This is a genomic window from Vibrio sp. CUB2 (assembly GCF_001557945.1).
Classification (GTDB): domain Bacteria; phylum Pseudomonadota; class Gammaproteobacteria; order Enterobacterales; family Vibrionaceae; genus Vibrio; species Vibrio owensii.
On sequence record NZ_LNRB01000005.1, the window covers coordinates 253,617 to 269,475 of the forward strand.

Sequence of the window (15,859 nt, forward strand, 5' to 3'; positions counted from 1 at the left end):
TCCCGCCCCTAGGAAATGCACAGCCGCAATGCCGAAAACCCAAGCAATAAATACGTTTATTTTGACTAAACTATAGTCGTAAATGAAAGGGTGACAAACTTTTGACGCTACAGCGTTCGAGTCGAGGTATTTATGGATAATGCAACCTTGCGCTCATTAATGGGCCAGATCGTAGTTATCGGATTGGATGGTAACTTAAGAGAGTTGGGACAGGGCGAAAGCCCGGCTCAGGGTGAAGTAGTAATTAACGAGTTATCAGCGAGTTCGGAGCCTACCATACAGGTCGTTTCTCAAGAAAACTCGGATCCAGTCAACATCACAGAGGATGTCGCGAGTGTCTTCGAAGCCATCGAGCAGGGTGGTGACCCAACGCAATTAGGGGAAGAGTTTGAACCAGCTGCAGGTGAAAGTGACGGTTCTAGCCCTCAAGCGACAGGCGTTATAGACCGGACGGGGGCTGAACGCCTTGCTGCGACAGACTTTGAAACTATCGGTCTTGAATCTCTAGGTCTATCTGAAACACAAATTTTGTCCCTGCTAGAACTCTATTTCGGAGGCTTTTTCTCACAACCGAGTCAAATTGCTGACGTCATTATCCAAGACATATCTAGCCCAACAGTGAACGAAGGTGAAGACGTAAACTTTGACGTCACTCTTGATGGACCAACAAGCGACGAGACCGAGTTAGTGTTTTCTTTGGATGATGGCAGTGCGTCAGGTGGACAAGAAGACAGTGACGCTGATTTCCTCGATAACATGGTGACGATTACTTTTGAAGATGGCACAGAGCAGCAGGTGAGCGTCGATGAGAATGGCGATTTCATTATTGTCGTACCAAGCGAGACGACCACTTTTACTGTCACTGTACAAACGTTTAATGATGAACTTTTAGAAGGTGATGAAACTTTCACTCTCAGTGGTTCAACACCAAATCAACAAGACCCCGTCACTGGCACAGCAACCATCAGTGATGATGGGGATGGTCCGGGAGAGAATCCTGATGATGATCGTCCTACTGTGCTTTCTATCTCAGATGTCACCGTTAATGAGGGAGAGCCAGCAGTTTTTGAGGTCATCTTAAGCAATCAAAGTGAATCTGAAACATCTGTCACTCTTACACTTGCCGACGGCAGTGCAATAGGAGGGAGTGACTTCGATAACACATCTGTTTTGGTTACCTTCTCAGACGGTACGTCGCAATCTGTAAGCGTTGCAGAGGACGGTTCTTTCACAGTGATGGTTCCTGCAAATGATACTGACTTTTCTATCACGGTCGTAACGAACGATGATGAAATACTTGAAGGGGATGAAACGTTTACGCTCACTGCAAGTACACCTACTCAAGAAGAGCCCGCAGAAGGAACAGCAACCATAAGCGATGATGGTGATGGTCCGGGGCAAAACCCAGACGATGATCGACCTAATGTTGCATCTATTACGAATACAACAGTAAATGAGGGCGAGGCGGCTACGCTCGTCGTAAATCTCAGTAACCCGAGTACAACGAGCACTGTAGTCACCATGCAACTTGCAGGTGATACTGCGACAAGTGGTGTGGATTTTTCGGACACAACCGTCACGATCACGTTTTCAGATAATACCAGCGAAGTCGTGTTACTGAATCCAGACGGTACGTTTGAGGTAAATGTACCCGAAAACACAACGACTTTCAGTGTTACGAGCGATACCTTCGATGACGATATTTTGGAAGGTGCGGAGACTTTCACGCTGACTGGCACAACATCGACACAAAGCACACCAGCACAAGGCACGGGTACCATTGTTGATGATGGTACTGGCCCAGGTCCTGAGCCAGATGATGATCGTCCAGTTGTTGCTGCAATTAGCAACGCGACAGTCAACGAAGGTGATCCGGCAACGTTAGACGTTACCCTGAGCAATCCAAGCACGACAGACACCGTTGTGAGTATGACGCTTGCTGATGGTACTGCTGACGGTGGCGTAGATTACACAGACACCTCTGTGACGATCACTTATGCAGATAACTCAACCCAAGTGGTGGCTGTGAATCCAGATGGTACCTTTGATGTTACTGTACCTGCGAACGACACCTCTTATAGCGTTACTGTGAATACTACCAATGACGATGTCTTCGAAGGTCCTGAGACCTTCACATTGTCCGGCGCAACATCAACTCAAAATACTCCGGTACAAGGAACAGGTACCATTGTTGATGATGGCAGTGGTCCGGGGCCTGAGCCAGATGACGATCGTCCAGTAGTTGCTGCAATTAGCAGCACGACAGTCAATGAAGGTGATCCTGCGACATTAGATGTCACACTAAGCAATCCAAGCACGACCGATACAGTTGTGAGCATGACACTTGCTGATGGCACAGCCGAGGGCGGTGTGGACTACACCGACACCTCAGTCATCATTACTTATGCGGATAACTCAACCCAAGTTGTGGCTGTAAATCCAGATGGCTCGTTTGATGTGACTGTGCCTGCGAATGACACCACTTACAGCGTCACCGTTAGTACGACCGATGACGATGTGTTCGAAGGTCCTGAAACCTTCACATTGTCAGGTTCCACTTCAACTCAGAATATTCCTGCCCAAGGTACAGGTACTATTGCTGATGATGGTAGTGGACCAGGCCCAGAACCAGATGATGACCGTCCAATGGTTGCTGCAATTAGCAGCGCGACAGTCAATGAAGGTGACCCTGACACATTAGATGTCACGTTAAGTAACCCAAGTACGACCGATACGGTTGTGAGCATGACACTCGCTGATGGTACTGCCGACGGTGGCGTGGACTACACTGACACCTCTGTGACCATCACTTATGCGGACAATTCAACCCAAGTTGTAGCAGTAAATCCGGATGGCACATTTGACGTAACTGTTCCTGCGAATGACACGACTTACAGCGTCACCGTTAGTACGACCGATGACGATGTCTTCGAAGGTCCTGAGACCTTCACATTGTCCGGCGCAACATCGACTCAAAATACTCCAGCACAAGGTACAGGTACTATTGTCGATGATGGTACTGGCTCAGGTCCTGATCCAGATGACGATCGTCCAGTTGTTGCTTCAATTAGCAACGCAACAGTCAATGAAGGTGATCCTGCCACATTAGATGTCACCTTGAGCAATCCCAGCACGACCGATACAGTTGTGAGCATGACACTCGCTGATGGTACAGCAGAGGGAGGTGTGGATTACACCGACACCTCGGTCACTATCACTTATGCAGATAACTCAACCCTAGTCGTAGCTGTGAATCCGGATGGTACGTTTGATGTTACTGTTCCAGCGAACGATACAACTTACAGCGTTACGGTGAATACCACCGGTGATGATGTGTTCGAAGGTCCTGAAACCTTTACATTGTCTGGCGCAACATCAACTCAAAATACTCCCGCGCAAGGCACGGGTACGATTGTTGATGATGGCAGTGGTCCGGGGCCTGACCCAGATGATGACCGTCCAGTGGTTGCTGCAATTAGCAGCGCGACAGTCAATGAAGGTGACCCAGCCACATTAGATGTCACGTTAAGTAACCCAAGTACGACTGATACGGTTGTGAGTATGACACTTGCTGATGGTACTGCCGACGGAGGTGTGGACTACACAGACACCTCTGTGACTATCACGTATGCAGATAACTCAACTCAAGTGCTGGCTGTGAATCCAGATGGTACTTTTGACGTTACTGTTCCTGCGAACGACACGTCTTACAGCGTTACTGTAAACACCATCAATGATACTGTCTTTGAGAGTTCCGAAACCTTCACGCTTGCTGGGGCAACCTCTACCCAAAATACGCCAGTGCAAGGTACTGGTACGATTTTAGATAACGACGCGCCTCCGGCCGTCGGCAATGTGGTTGATGCGATTGTTTCTGAAGAAGGGTTACCTGATGGTATCGCCGATACTATGGGAACTCCTTCAGACTCCACGAACTCGGCGAGCTTTGTTGGCTCATTCACAGTCAGTGACCCTGATACGACGAACGTCAGCGTTGTACTTTCCGGCCCCAATGGATTGGCATCTGGAGGTGAACCTGTTACTTGGTCTTGGAACGCCAATACTCAAATACTCACCGCATCGACGGCAAGTATTGCTAGTGTAGCAACAGTCGTGTTGACAGAACCAAATGCCGCAGGGCAAGGAACATGGGGTTACACCATCACACTCTTTGAGCCAATCGATCATCCTGTTAATGACGTTGAAGATTTGATCGACTTTGATTTGCAGATCTCAGTGAGTGATGGTCAAACCACGAGCTCCCAAAGTATGAACGTGGTTGTCGAGGATGACTGTCCACATGTTCCAATGTCTTCTCAAGCCGTAGATGTGTCGCTGGCAGATATTCCCGAAATTCTCACTGGCAATATTAGCTTTGTGGGTAATGAATCCGATGCATTCAGCCGAACTTTCGGAGATGTCGAAGTGACTGCTTTGGGATTTTTGTTTAATGAGTCTACCGATCTTGGCGCCGCGGAGATTAATCAAACCTCATCAGGTATTGGCGTGAAAAGTGTCGGTAATAACGGCTATCCGCTTGCTAATGAAGTGGACTATCGTTTTGCCAATGATACTGGTGTCTCAGAGCAGTTGATCATCGACTTGGGCGATAAGATTGCCTTTGGTGCTGAAATCGAATTCGAGAAAATGTTTGGTGGTGAGTTAGAAGAAGGTCTTGCTTCTTTCTATCGTGATGGTGTTTTGATCGCACAGCAAGCCTTTAACTCTGATGCGGCAAGTGGTGATTATGCGGCTAACTTCAGTGTTCAACAGGGTGGTTTTGATAAGGTTATTCTTGAAGCCACAGGTAATGGTAATGGGCCAAACACCGCAGACAACAGTGACTTTACCGTCAAATCTATCACCTTTACTGGTGCTGACTCCGCCATTCCAATTGCAACAGCAGAGGGGAATTTAGGCGCACTCTATGGTGCTGATGGCCCAGGAAGTATCGTTCTTAATGGTGCAGAGAGTGGTCTAGAAACACTTGATGGCGAGGCGATTAGTGTTGGGACTGATCCTCAAAACCCAAACAGATTAGTCGGTGAAGCGAACGGCGAGTTGGCGTTTGAAGTTCAATTAACGCCAAGCACCGGGAAGTGGGAATTCTTCCAGTACGTACCTTTGACCTCTCCAAGTGGTGATGGTGATATCGACTTCAGTTACACGATTACCGATAACGATGGTGACAGTAAAGCGGGGAATTTTGCGGTTAATCCATATGCGCCTCCGATTGTTGAAGGCGTCACGCTTAATGTTTCTGAAGAGGGTTTGGGTAATGCCATTGCCGATGACTTCGCGCTGAATGGTTTTATGGACACCACAGATTCAACGTTAGATATAGATCAGTTAACACTTGGTCAAACGGTTGACTCGGTCGCACTGAATGTCCCAACTGCGAACCTAACCAGTAACGGTGAGGCAATCACATGGGCCTTGTCCAACAATGACCAATTGCTTGTTGGTTCAGCGGATGGAGAAGAGGTCATTAAGATTTCGGTCAATGATACGGGGGCAATCTTTACTGAACTCCTTGGTCCAATAGATCACCCAGATACTTCTGGCGAGGACTCTTTAAACATTGAGGTTCCTGTCGTTGTTTCGAATGCACTTGGCTTGACGAACTCTGCGGTAGCAAATGTTGTTATTGAAGATGATTCACCTGATTCGACATCCATTGTTCATGATGTGGTCGCGGAAACAAAAGAGAGCGCTAACGTTCAATTGATTATGGATGTTTCAGGCTCGATGCGTACGGGTAATCGCCTTCAAATAATGAAGGACTCGGCAACTCAGTTATTAAATCAGTACGAATCGATTGGCCAGACTCGGGTTCAAATCATCAAATACAGCGGTTCGGCAACAACGTACGCTATTGCTGGGGCAACATGGTTAACCGTAGATGAAGCGAAAGCGTACATTGATACACTTACTGCTGGCGGTGCAACTAACTACAATCGCGCAATTAATGAAGCGAAGGACTCTTGGGATGATGCGGGTAAGTTACCTAGTGCATCAAACGTGAGCTACTTCTTATCTGATGGTCAACCAAATCCAGCCTCATCATTCATAAACGATGCTCGTGAGAACAGTTGGATAGATCACTTGACCGATTCTGATAATCAAATCACAGCGCTGGCTTATGGCATGGGCGTGAACCTGATGCCTGATCAGTTAGACCGTGTTGCTTACGATGGTTTCTTGAACCAAGACCTTGATGGCGTAGTCGTGCCTGACGTTACTCAGCTGCCTCCAGTTATGTTGCAGTCCGTGATTCAACCTGTTGGCGGTAACCTCATGTACACCACATCACCGGATACAGGTATTGGTGCAGATGGTGGTTACATCAGCGAAATAGAACATGACGGTATCACTTATTCATTTGATGGCACAGACCTGACGGTTGTAGACAACAACGACATCTCACATGCGTTTGACGATATCACGATGCTGCTCACTATCTACATCGACAGTAAGCACACGTTGGAAGTCGATTTGAATGATGGCGCATATGCCTTCTATGGTGCGGTAGGTGACACAGTAGAAACGTTAGACTTCGATTACGTGCTTACCGATAACGATGGTGACCAATCTGAAAATACACTTCAGTTTGTGATTGACGAAAATGGTGGTGTAAACGCGGCGAGCGGTGGTGCTGCGAACATCATTGAAGCGGAAGTGGATGTAAGCCATGACATTTTAATTGGTAATGACAACGAAGCGGACATATTTAGATGGGTTAATGACTCACTAGATTCCGGCACGGACTTGGTACGTGGCTTTGAACGAGACCTCGACATTCTCGATCTAAACCAAGTTGTCGAAGATGCAGGGCATAACACCATTGAAGAGCTGCTCAATAGTATTGACCTAAATGTTGACGGCGAAGATCTATCGCTTGAAATCACCCACAACGAGGGTAATTCCATCCAAACGATCGTCATTGAAAAAGGAGCTTCCGAGTTTAGCGATTTAATCATCGGAAATATGGATTTTGAAAGAGATGTCTTATCGGCTCTCACGAAAGTTAATTTAGATTCCTAACAAAAAAGGGCCAACAGGCCCTTTTTCTTTGTTTCAATTCTTTATCGTTGGCTTTGACTAAGCCCGATTATAGAACCTTACACGCAAATCCTTTTAGGTAGAAACCTTCTGGGTAGGCCGTATCCGTTGGGTGGTCGGCTGCTTGTTCGAAACGCTCTACAAACTTAACTTGGCGGTTTGCATCTACTGCGGCGTCAGCAATGATTTTTTGGAACAGAACTTGGTCCATTAAGCCTGAGCATGAGTAGGTCAATAGCGTGCCACCTGAGTTTAGAATTTGCATCGCCAACATGTTGATGTCTTTGTAGCCACGACACGCACCGTTTAGCTGTGCTTTACTTTCTGCGAACTTCGGTGGATCCATGATCACAACATCGAACTTCGTACCTTGGTCACGGTATTCGCGTAGTAGTTTGAACACGTCAGCGTTTAGGAACACAGCACGTTTTTTCGAGATATCAAACTCGTTCAGCTCTGCGTTGAATTTTGCAGTGTCTAGAGCAGGTTGTGATACGTCTGCGTTGATAACACGTTTTGCGCCGCCTTTTAGTGCGTATAGACCAAAACCGCCGGTGTACGAGAAACAGTTCAGAACTTCTTTGTCTTTGACGTACTTCATCGCTTGTTGGCGGCTGTCACGTTGGTCTAGGTAGAAACCCGTTTTATGGCCACCAACGATGTCTACGCTGATTTTTACGCCGTTCTCTTCAATCACCACTGATTTTGGTGGCTCTTCACCGTGCAGTACGCCAGTGGTTTCTTTCAAACCTTCTTTCTTACGTACCGCGACGTCTGAACGCTCGTAAACGTTGCAGTCTGGGAAACACTCAACCAAAGCATCAACAATCGCTTGCTTGTTGTATTCTGCGCCCGCACTTAGAAGCTGGCACACAAAGAAGTTTTGGTAACGGTCGATGGTTACCCCAGGCATACCATCAGATTCTGCCGCGATAAGACGGTAGCCAGTTAGGCCATCGCGCTCGATGATGTCTTCACGAAGAAGCTGAGCGTTGTTGAAACGCTTAACGAAGAAGGCTTTGTTGATTTCTTCTTTTTCAAAACTCCAGATACGAGCACGAATTTGAGAAGCTGGAGAATATGCCGCTTTAGCTAGCCATTTTCCGTCGTGAGTGAATACATCAACGGTTTCGCCAAGAGCAGGTTCGCCCTCAACTTTACTGATGCCTCGAGAGAAGATCCAAGGGTGCTTACGCTTAACCGATTTCTCACGACCTTTAACCAAATAGATAGCAGCTGTCATTTCTTTAGCTCTTGTTGAATTTTGAAAGGGGCGTATTGTCCGGGATGTTGCCCGCAAAAGCAATATCCATCGACAATCCAATCATTTGTAGAGGCTTTAATTATAAACTGATGAGTGGAGTAACGGGTGGGTTTTCCAGATACAAAAAAGGGCCACCGAAGTGACCCTAGTTATTCGTTTAAGCGATTACGCTTTCAAGCCAGTCAGTAGCGACTCCATGGTGTCACTTTGAGCTCGAAGCTGCTCGACGTTTTGCGACGTTGTGCTGATCATCGTACATACATTGTTTGCTTGTATGCGAATCTCTTCAACGCTTGATGCAATATTGTCTGCCACCACGCCTTGCTCTTCAGCGGCTGTCGCAATTTGAATGCTGCTGTCTGAGATAGTTTGGTTCTTGTCTGCTAGTGAGCCGATTTCGTGGTTCACTTCAGCCATCAGAGTTTGGCCTTCGTTCGCATTGTGAACCGTGACTTCCATCAGTTTAGTCAGTGATTGGCTGTTACGTTGTAGCGCTTCAATCATTGCTTGAATCTCAACTGTCGCTTGTTGAGTGCGGCCTGCAAGAGCACGAACTTCATCAGCAACAACCGCAAAGCCACGACCTTGTTCGCCTGCACGAGCCGCTTCAATTGCAGCGTTCAAGGCAAGTAGGTTAGTTTGCTCAGAGATACCGTTGATGGTTGTGACCACTTCATCGATCTGCGCTGCGTTTGCATCTAACTCTTCAACTGCTTGAGATGCCGATTGGATCTCAGTAGAAAGGTTCGAGATAGAGTGAAGGGTATTCTCCACTTTCACCTGACCTGATTGCGCGACGCTTCGAGCATCATCAGTTTGTGTGCTTGAGTCATGAGCCAACGTTGCCACTTCACGAATCGTGGAAGCCATCTGTTCTGTTGCACTTGCCAGTGAGTTAAGGTGCTCTTGTTGAGTGTTTGAGATCTCAGAGCTGTTGTGAATCGAAAGGTTAAGGTCAGAGCTGATTTGCTGCATCAGCGCTACAGATTCTTGAATCGACTGAACCATCTTTTGTTCGCGATCCGCTACTTTGTCGATAGTAATCGCGATTTCGCTGAACTCGTCACGAACACGGAAGAAATTCATACGCGCTGTTAGATCACCATCTGCCAGCGTGTTGAGCGCTTTGTTCATCGTAAACATCGCACCACCGATGAAAGTCATGATGTAGTAAACACCAATCGCGATAATGAACAGAGTCACAAGAATAATACTGACTTGCGTTGTAGAAAGTGCGGTCCATAAAGACTGCTCATGGTTTGCAACTAGGCTAAATGCGCCATTCAATACAGAAACGGAGTCTGGGCCAGTACCAAGGCTAATTGTCTCTGAGCCAGCAATAAGGTTTGCAACTTGAGATTGCGAAAGGTTGCCAGCCTCAATAAGCCCCTTCATTAACATCAACTCTTCCTGATATAAGCCAGAAATCATAGCGTCAGCGGCACTATTCAGGACTAAAGTGAGAATGACTAATGCAAGAAGAGGAAGGAAGAAGAGTAAATAGAACTTTTCTTGAATTTTTAAATGGATGAGATACTTATCAATCCAACGGAAGGGAATTTCTTTCATAATTATTATAACCATATAAAAACCCACTATCCTTAGTGGGGTAAATAGACGCAATTAATATATCACTCAAATATAGGGAGCGGTATACGGATGGTACTAAAGTGTGAGAAGTTTCTGATAGTAGGTCACGTACAAGGGGTAGGATTTCGATACCACACATCGCATCAAGGATTGAAGCTCGGTTTAACGGGGTACGCGAAGAACTTAAACAACGGAGATGTTGAAGTGATTGCCTGTGGCACTGAAGAGCAAATTGCAGCGTTTTCGAAGTGGTTAAAAGAAGGACCGCGGACAGCGAGTGTGGACAGTGTCACTCAGGAAAGTGTGTCTTACAAACCTTTCCGCGGATTTAAGATCTTATAGCTTTATAAGCTGTCATTTTGTAAGTGGTATTTTTAAACCAGAGCCTTACAAACATTTCGCTGGTTTAGGAAGGCCAGCCAATTTGGTTGCCTGTTTCGCTGGGCCTTTCTTAAACAATTTAAACAGGTACTTGCTGTTACCTTTCTCAGGGCCGTGCGCCTTTTCCATCGCTTTCACAAGCATTCTTACCGCAGGAGAGGTGTTGAACTCCTCATAAAAGTCACGTACGAAGTGAACCACTTCTAAGTGCGCATCGGTAAGCTCGATCTCTTCATCTTTTGCTAGAAGCTCAATCATGCCTTCTTCCCACTGAGTGTGGTCAAGTAGGTAGCCTTGAGCGTCGGTTTCAATTTCTTTGCCGTTGTAAACGAACATAGCTTTGTTTCCGCTAAGTAACCATTGATACGTATAGGGTAGCGTAGAGCGAAGCTTAGACTCAACAAAAGAATCTTTGCAGCCTTCTGAGCGAAGTAAATTTACACAATTAATACCAGATAAAGAAAGTGACGGTAGAAGAGGTTGATTACTTTGATTATTCACAAAAATGTAAATTTATTCATCTTGTTAGAAAATTATCGGGGTGAGTATTTTAGTTTTTGCATGAATATTCTTTCATTTGAATGGCTGACGCCAAGTGTTCCGTTAGCGTCAGCCTCTTTTAAGTTTATGTCGGTTCATCAGGAACTAGGTTAGCAATCAAGTGTAGTGGCGACGCTTCGGTATATTTTGAGTAGCCAGCCGTGCCCACTTGTCTGGTTTTAAAAGAACCATAATATTGGACTGTTGTACTCGCATGTCCAATAGTGTCTTTCATACCGTTCCATGTTTTTGCAGATTCGGTGAATCCATACGCTTCAGTTTGGAACCACGTACCACCGTTTCTTGTACCAAATAGTACATTTCCCCAACGGTTAGGGAATAAGATTTCAAATTGTTCGTCATCACTTTGGTGGGATGACTTCCCAGTTCTAGAGCCACCGCGAGCCTGGCCTTGTTGTAAAATAGAGCGCCAATAGCGATAAAACATCTTGTTATCTTCAACTTCAACATGACCGCCTTTAAACACGATAGAGCCACCTTCCGTTCTCAACGTTGCACGATGATATAACTCTCTAATGTCGTTGATAACCTGAAGGTACTTCATGTTTTGCCCTTGAAAGTGAGCCTGATCTTTGAGTAATGCTTGGTAAATAGAATAAGCCGAATGTCCCAAAGCAGCGCCGCCCCAATCACTCCGGCTTTCATGCCTATCTGGTGCCGATAATCTCATGACGTTGATTCTTCCTTTTGTGTTGTATTTTATAAGATAGTTGCCGTAACCAACGATAGTAGAAAATTCAAAATATGCACATAGTTTTATACTTATTGTTTGGTTTTGGACGTAACGTCTCTTGAGGGGGATGCAAATAGAAAGAGGCAGATAGGGATAATGTAACAGGCGAGGGATATAAAAAAGCCCGAAGTAGAACTTCGGGCTTTTGATTTTTAGTTCAATCTAACGAATTAATCGTCGTTCATGATGCCTAGGATGCTTAGTAGGCTGATGAAGATGTTGTAGATTGAAACGTATAGCGTAATCGTTGCAGAGATGTAGTTTGTTTCGCCGCCACGGATGATGCCTTGAGTAGTCATCAGAATTGCCATGGTAGAGAACACAATGAACAAGCTGCTAAGTGCTAGATGCAGAATAGTTGATTGGATGAAGATGCTCGCAATCATACCTACAACTAGAACGACAAATAGTGACAACATAAGGCCGCCCATCATAGATAGGTCGCGCTTAGTTGTTAGAGCGTAAGCAGAAGCTGCCATGAATGACAGAGCGGTACCGCCTAGTGCTGTTAGAACAACGTCGCCCATACCAGCGCCGATGTACATGTTTAGAATTGGACCAATGGTGTAACCCAAGAAGCCTGTGAATAGGAATGTAAACACTAGGCCCATGCTGTTGTTGCGGTTTTTCTCAGTCAGGAATAATAGACCGTAGAAACCAACCAACATCAGGATGATACCTGGACGCGGTAGGTTAAATGCCATAGACACGCCAGCCACAAGAGCTGACCATAGTAGAGTCATAGAAAGTAGTGCATATGTATTACGCAGTACTTTGTTGGTTTGTAGAGCACTCTCTTGAGTAGTAGTGCGAGAAAACATAGGACTGTTCATAATCTTCCTCTATAAGGGACTGTCTTATCTTTAATATATAGACATATATGGGCCCGATAGCTCAAAAAATCAAGCCCGCCACATGTATATCTAGAACAAAATAATAATAGAAATAATGTGTTATGTATGTGGCAACTTGTAACACAATATTACCGCCTTGCATAGCGAAGAAAGGCTTACTATTCAAAGCTCTGAAGCGCAGCTCACGAAGTAGGTTTCAAGATTGCGCGAATTTACAACATCTTGAATCAACTGGATTTTCGTAACATGAGTGAGTAGCAACCGTTTAAACAAAGAAAAAGCGCTGATTTTGATGTCAGCGCTTTACAATTTTAGCTATGTACTTAATCCGTTTTAATGGTGAAGGATTTGAGCTAAGAAGTTCTGGGTTCGATCCGATTGCGGATTCTCGAAGAAGTCGACAGGGTTATTCTCTTCGATGATTTCACCCGCATCCATAAAGATAACTCGGTCAGCCACTTCTTTAGCAAAGCCCATTTCGTGCGTTACACACAACATGGTCATGCCTTCTTCTGCCAGTTCGACCATTACATCAAGAACCTCACGCACCATCTCAGGGTCGAGTGCCGATGTCGGCTCATCAAACAGCATCACTTTAGGGCTCATACAAAGAGAGCGGGCAATTGCCACACGTTGTTGCTGGCCACCGGAGAGCTGGCCTGGATACTTGTCGGCTTGATCGGGGATCTTAACACGCTCTAAATACTGCATTGCGATGGCTTCGGCTTCTTCTTTTGGCATTTTCTTCACCCAGATAGGGGCAAGCGTACAATTCTCCAAAACCGTTAGATGAGGGAAGAGGTTAAAGTGCTGAAAACACATGCCCACTTCACGACGAACCGCTTCAATGTTTTTCAGGTCCTCTGTAAGTTCAGTGCCCGATACATAAATGCTGCCAGCTTGATGCTCTTCGAGACGGTTGATACAGCGAATCATGGTCGATTTACCTGAGCCCGATGGTCCACAGATAACGATTTTTTCGCCTTTCTTTACGTCTAGGTTGATGTTCTTTAGTACGTGAAACTCACCATACCACTTATTCATGTCCTTCAACTGGATCATGTAATCTTGTTGTTGCGTCATAATACGTCCTTGATCTTAGTGAGTTATCGTTTGTGACCGGTATGCAGTTTGTTTTCAAGCCATATCGAGTAACGCGACATGCCAAAACAAAATACCCAAAACACTAACGCGACAAATACATAACTTTCTGTTGCGAAGCCTAACCACTCAGGGTCGGTATTCGCAGCTTGTCCAATGCCCAGTACGTCAAACATACCAATAATAAGCACAAGACTGGTGTCTTTAAAGAGACCGATAAACGTGTTCACGATAGAAGGGATAGTGATCTTCAGCGCCTGAGGCAAAATGATCAGTCCCATCTTTTTCCAGTAGGTAAGGCCGAGTGCATCTGCGGCTTCGTACTGGCCTTTCGGAATCGCCTGCAAACCACCACGTACCACCTCTGCCATATAAGCCGCACTGAACATGACCACACCGATTAGCGCACGGATGAGCTTGTCAGTTTCTGAGCCTTGAGCCAAGAACAGAGGCAGCATTACCGAGGCCATAAACAGAACGGTAATAAGCGGAACACCACGCCACACTTCAATGTAAACAGTACAGATACTGCGGATGATCGGCATATCTGAACGTCGGCCAAGTGCTAACGCCACACCAATTGGAAGTGAAACCACGATACCAACAAGCGCGATGATCAACGTAACTAGTAGACCACCCCATTTGTGTGTCTCAACGACTTCGAGACCAAATACGCCACCGTAAAGCAATGCAGCAATAATGAATGGGTAAATGTTTACGAAGAACAACCAAATCCAAATACGTTTCGGCGTTTTCTCGTAAGCAAGTAGCACCGTAAAGATTGCCAATGTTATGTAGAACAGACGAGGGCGCCAGAGTTCAGCTTCTGGATAGAATCCATACATGAACTGTTCCCAACGGACGCTGATAAAAACCCAACATGCGCCTTCGCGTGTACAATCATCTCTTGTTGTCCCGACCCAATCAGCATTGATGAATGCCCAATCGACGATATTCCAGAGTGCTGAGAATACGATGTAAGCCAGAATCAGCGTCACAATCGAGTTGATTGGTCCATTGAATAGATTTTTGCGTAGCCAACCTACGACACCAACCGTGTTTGCTGGCGGCGGGAGATCTGGCTGAAATTGATGTGTACTCATATTATCTCTCCACCAGTGCCACTTTACGGTTGTACAAGTTCATCAACGCTGAAGTAATCAAACTCAACGTCAAGTAAACGCCCATGGTCATTGCGATGATTTCAATCGCTTGTCCGGTCTGGTTCAACGTGGTACCGGCGAATACAGAAACCAGATCTGGGTAACCAATCGCCATTGCCAGCGAGGAGTTCTTGGTGAGGTTCAAGTATTGGCTAGTAAGAGGAGGGATGATGATACGTAATGCCTGAGGAATCACGACCAGCTTAAGCGTTTTTGTGCGTGGTAAACCAAGCGACATTGCTGCTTCAGTTTGGCCATGACTTACAGCGTTAATACCAGAGCGAACAATCTCAGCAATGAACGACGCGGTATAGACACTCAATGCCAATAGAAGTGCAGCTAGCTCAGGAATGATGCTGATGCCACCTCGGAAGTTAAAGCCTTTTAACTCTGGATACTGCAAAGAGATCGGCATACCTGCGATGAAGTAAACAATCAAAGGAAGCCCAACAATTAATCCAAGCGCAATTCGGCCCATTGGCGTTTGTTGACCTGTTAAACGTTGCTTGTTGTTTGCCCACACGTTAATCAAAACCGTCGCAATGACGCCAAAGATAAGTGCAGCAATAACCAAGCCGCTTCCTGCTTCCATCACAGGAGCTGGGAAATACAATCCACGAACGTTCAAGAAGATCGCTTCACCAAGGCTCATACTTTGTCTTGGTGATGGGAGCGCTTGAAGAACCGCGAAATACCAGAAAAAGATTTGTAGAAGTAGTGGGATATTTCGGAACGTTTCAATGTATACCGCCGCTAATCGACTCACCAGCCAGTTGGAGGAGAGACGCGCGATACCCATAACAAAACCAATAACGGTTGCGAGGATAATACCAAGCACAGAAACCAGTGCGGTATTAAGAAGACCAACGACAAAGGTACGTCCATAAGAGAATGTTTCGTCGTATTCGATAAGAGTCAGGCCGATCCCAAAGCCTGCTTCTTGATTAAGGAAACCAAAACCTGTTGCGATACCACGCGCATCGAGATTGGTCAGTGCATTGTTGATGATTGTGTAAAAGAAAAATACCAGTGCGGCTACGGCAATGATCTGGAAAAGTGCGGAGCGAAAGGCTGGATTGTAAATCAGGCTCTTACTTCCGCTTGGTTTGGACATCGTACTTGGCGATGCATCATTCGTCGGTTTCATACA

General features: G+C 45.9%; 10 protein-coding genes. 2 read left to right on the plus strand and 8 right to left on the minus strand.

From position 1 onward, the window contains the following. Positions 1–132: 132 nt before the first annotated feature. Positions 133–7,044: a Calx-beta domain-containing protein gene (locus tag ATB78_RS10215; RefSeq protein ID WP_061008601.1), complete on the plus strand. Its 6,912-nt coding sequence runs from the start codon at positions 133–135 to the stop codon at positions 7,042–7,044. A 67-nt stretch (positions 7,045–7,111) separates the two neighbouring features. Here the strand turns inward: ATB78_RS10215 and ATB78_RS10220 are convergent, their stop codons facing one another. Next, the gene (locus tag ATB78_RS10220; protein ID WP_061008602.1) at positions 7,112–8,305 is read right to left on the minus strand and encodes a class I SAM-dependent methyltransferase; all 1,194 of its coding nucleotides are present in this window, start codon (positions 8,303–8,305) and stop codon (positions 7,112–7,114) included. 186 nt (positions 8,306–8,491) lie between these two features. Then, positions 8,492–9,895 (minus strand): methyl-accepting chemotaxis protein, encoded by a 1,404-nt coding sequence (locus ATB78_RS10225; protein WP_061008603.1) that lies wholly within the window; start codon positions 9,893–9,895, stop codon positions 8,492–8,494. A 90-nt stretch (positions 9,896–9,985) separates the two neighbouring features. Between ATB78_RS10225 and yccX the strand changes: the two genes are divergently transcribed. Beyond that, positions 9,986–10,258, plus strand: a complete 273-nt coding sequence (gene yccX, locus ATB78_RS10230; RefSeq protein WP_061008604.1) for an acylphosphatase — start codon at positions 9,986–9,988, stop codon at positions 10,256–10,258. Between the two features lie 45 nt (positions 10,259–10,303). On the opposite strand, the gene ATB78_RS10235 is transcribed toward yccX, so the two are convergent. The 6 genes from ATB78_RS10235 to ATB78_RS10260 all read right to left on the minus strand — a co-directional run bounded on the left by ATB78_RS10235 (position 10,304) and on the right by ATB78_RS10260 (position 15,856). Continuing rightward, complete coding sequence (locus ATB78_RS10235; RefSeq protein WP_005443942.1) at positions 10,304–10,633, minus strand: TusE/DsrC/DsvC family sulfur relay protein; 330 nt, start codon at positions 10,631–10,633, stop codon at positions 10,304–10,306. A gap of 289 nt (positions 10,634–10,922) precedes the next feature. After that, positions 10,923–11,528 (minus strand): hypothetical protein, encoded by a 606-nt coding sequence (locus ATB78_RS10240; protein ID WP_061008605.1) that lies wholly within the window; start codon positions 11,526–11,528, stop codon positions 10,923–10,925. A 233-nt stretch (positions 11,529–11,761) separates the two neighbouring features. Next, on the minus strand, positions 11,762–12,424 hold the full coding sequence (locus tag ATB78_RS10245) for a Bax inhibitor-1/YccA family protein (RefSeq protein WP_005443944.1): 663 nt from the start codon (positions 12,422–12,424) through the stop codon (positions 11,762–11,764). Positions 12,425–12,778: 354 nt separating this feature from the next. Continuing rightward, positions 12,779–13,528 carry an amino acid ABC transporter ATP-binding protein gene (locus ATB78_RS10250; RefSeq protein WP_005443945.1) on the minus strand — a complete coding sequence of 250 codons (750 nt, stop codon included), beginning with the start codon at positions 13,526–13,528 and terminating at the stop codon, positions 12,779–12,781. 23 nt (positions 13,529–13,551) lie between these two features. Next, positions 13,552–14,649 carry an amino acid ABC transporter permease gene (locus tag ATB78_RS10255; protein WP_005443946.1) on the minus strand — a complete coding sequence of 366 codons (1,098 nt, stop codon included), beginning with the start codon at positions 14,647–14,649 and terminating at the stop codon, positions 13,552–13,554. Between the two features lies 1 nt (position 14,650). Continuing rightward, positions 14,651–15,856, minus strand: a complete 1,206-nt coding sequence (locus ATB78_RS10260; protein ID WP_061008606.1) for an amino acid ABC transporter permease — start codon at positions 15,854–15,856, stop codon at positions 14,651–14,653. Positions 15,857–15,859 lie beyond the last annotated feature (3 nt).

Bases quoted from the DNA above. Each gene is read 5' to 3' on its own strand.
- ATB78_RS10215 (WP_061008601.1), top strand. From the start codon at position 133: ATGGATAATGCAACCTTGCGCTCATTAATGGGCCAGATCGTAGTTATC.
- ATB78_RS10220 (WP_061008602.1), bottom strand. From the start codon at position 8,305: ATGACAGCTGCTATCTATTTGGTTAAAGGTCGTGAGAAATCGGTTAAG.
- ATB78_RS10225 (WP_061008603.1), bottom strand. From the start codon at position 9,895: ATGAAAGAAATTCCCTTCCGTTGGATTGATAAGTATCTCATCCATTTA.
- yccX (WP_061008604.1), top strand. From the start codon at position 9,986: ATGGTACTAAAGTGTGAGAAGTTTCTGATAGTAGGTCACGTACAAGGG.
- ATB78_RS10235 (WP_005443942.1), bottom strand. From the start codon at position 10,633: ATGTTCGTTTACAACGGCAAAGAAATTGAAACCGACGCTCAAGGCTAC.
- ATB78_RS10240 (WP_061008605.1), bottom strand. From the start codon at position 11,528: ATGAGATTATCGGCACCAGATAGGCATGAAAGCCGGAGTGATTGGGGC.
- ATB78_RS10245 (WP_005443944.1), bottom strand. From the start codon at position 12,424: ATGAACAGTCCTATGTTTTCTCGCACTACTACTCAAGAGAGTGCTCTA.
- ATB78_RS10250 (WP_005443945.1), bottom strand. From the start codon at position 13,528: ATGACGCAACAACAAGATTACATGATCCAGTTGAAGGACATGAATAAG.
- ATB78_RS10255 (WP_005443946.1), bottom strand. From the start codon at position 14,649: ATGAGTACACATCAATTTCAGCCAGATCTCCCGCCGCCAGCAAACACG.
- ATB78_RS10260 (WP_061008606.1), bottom strand. From the start codon at position 15,856: ATGAAACCGACGAATGATGCATCGCCAAGTACGATGTCCAAACCAAGC.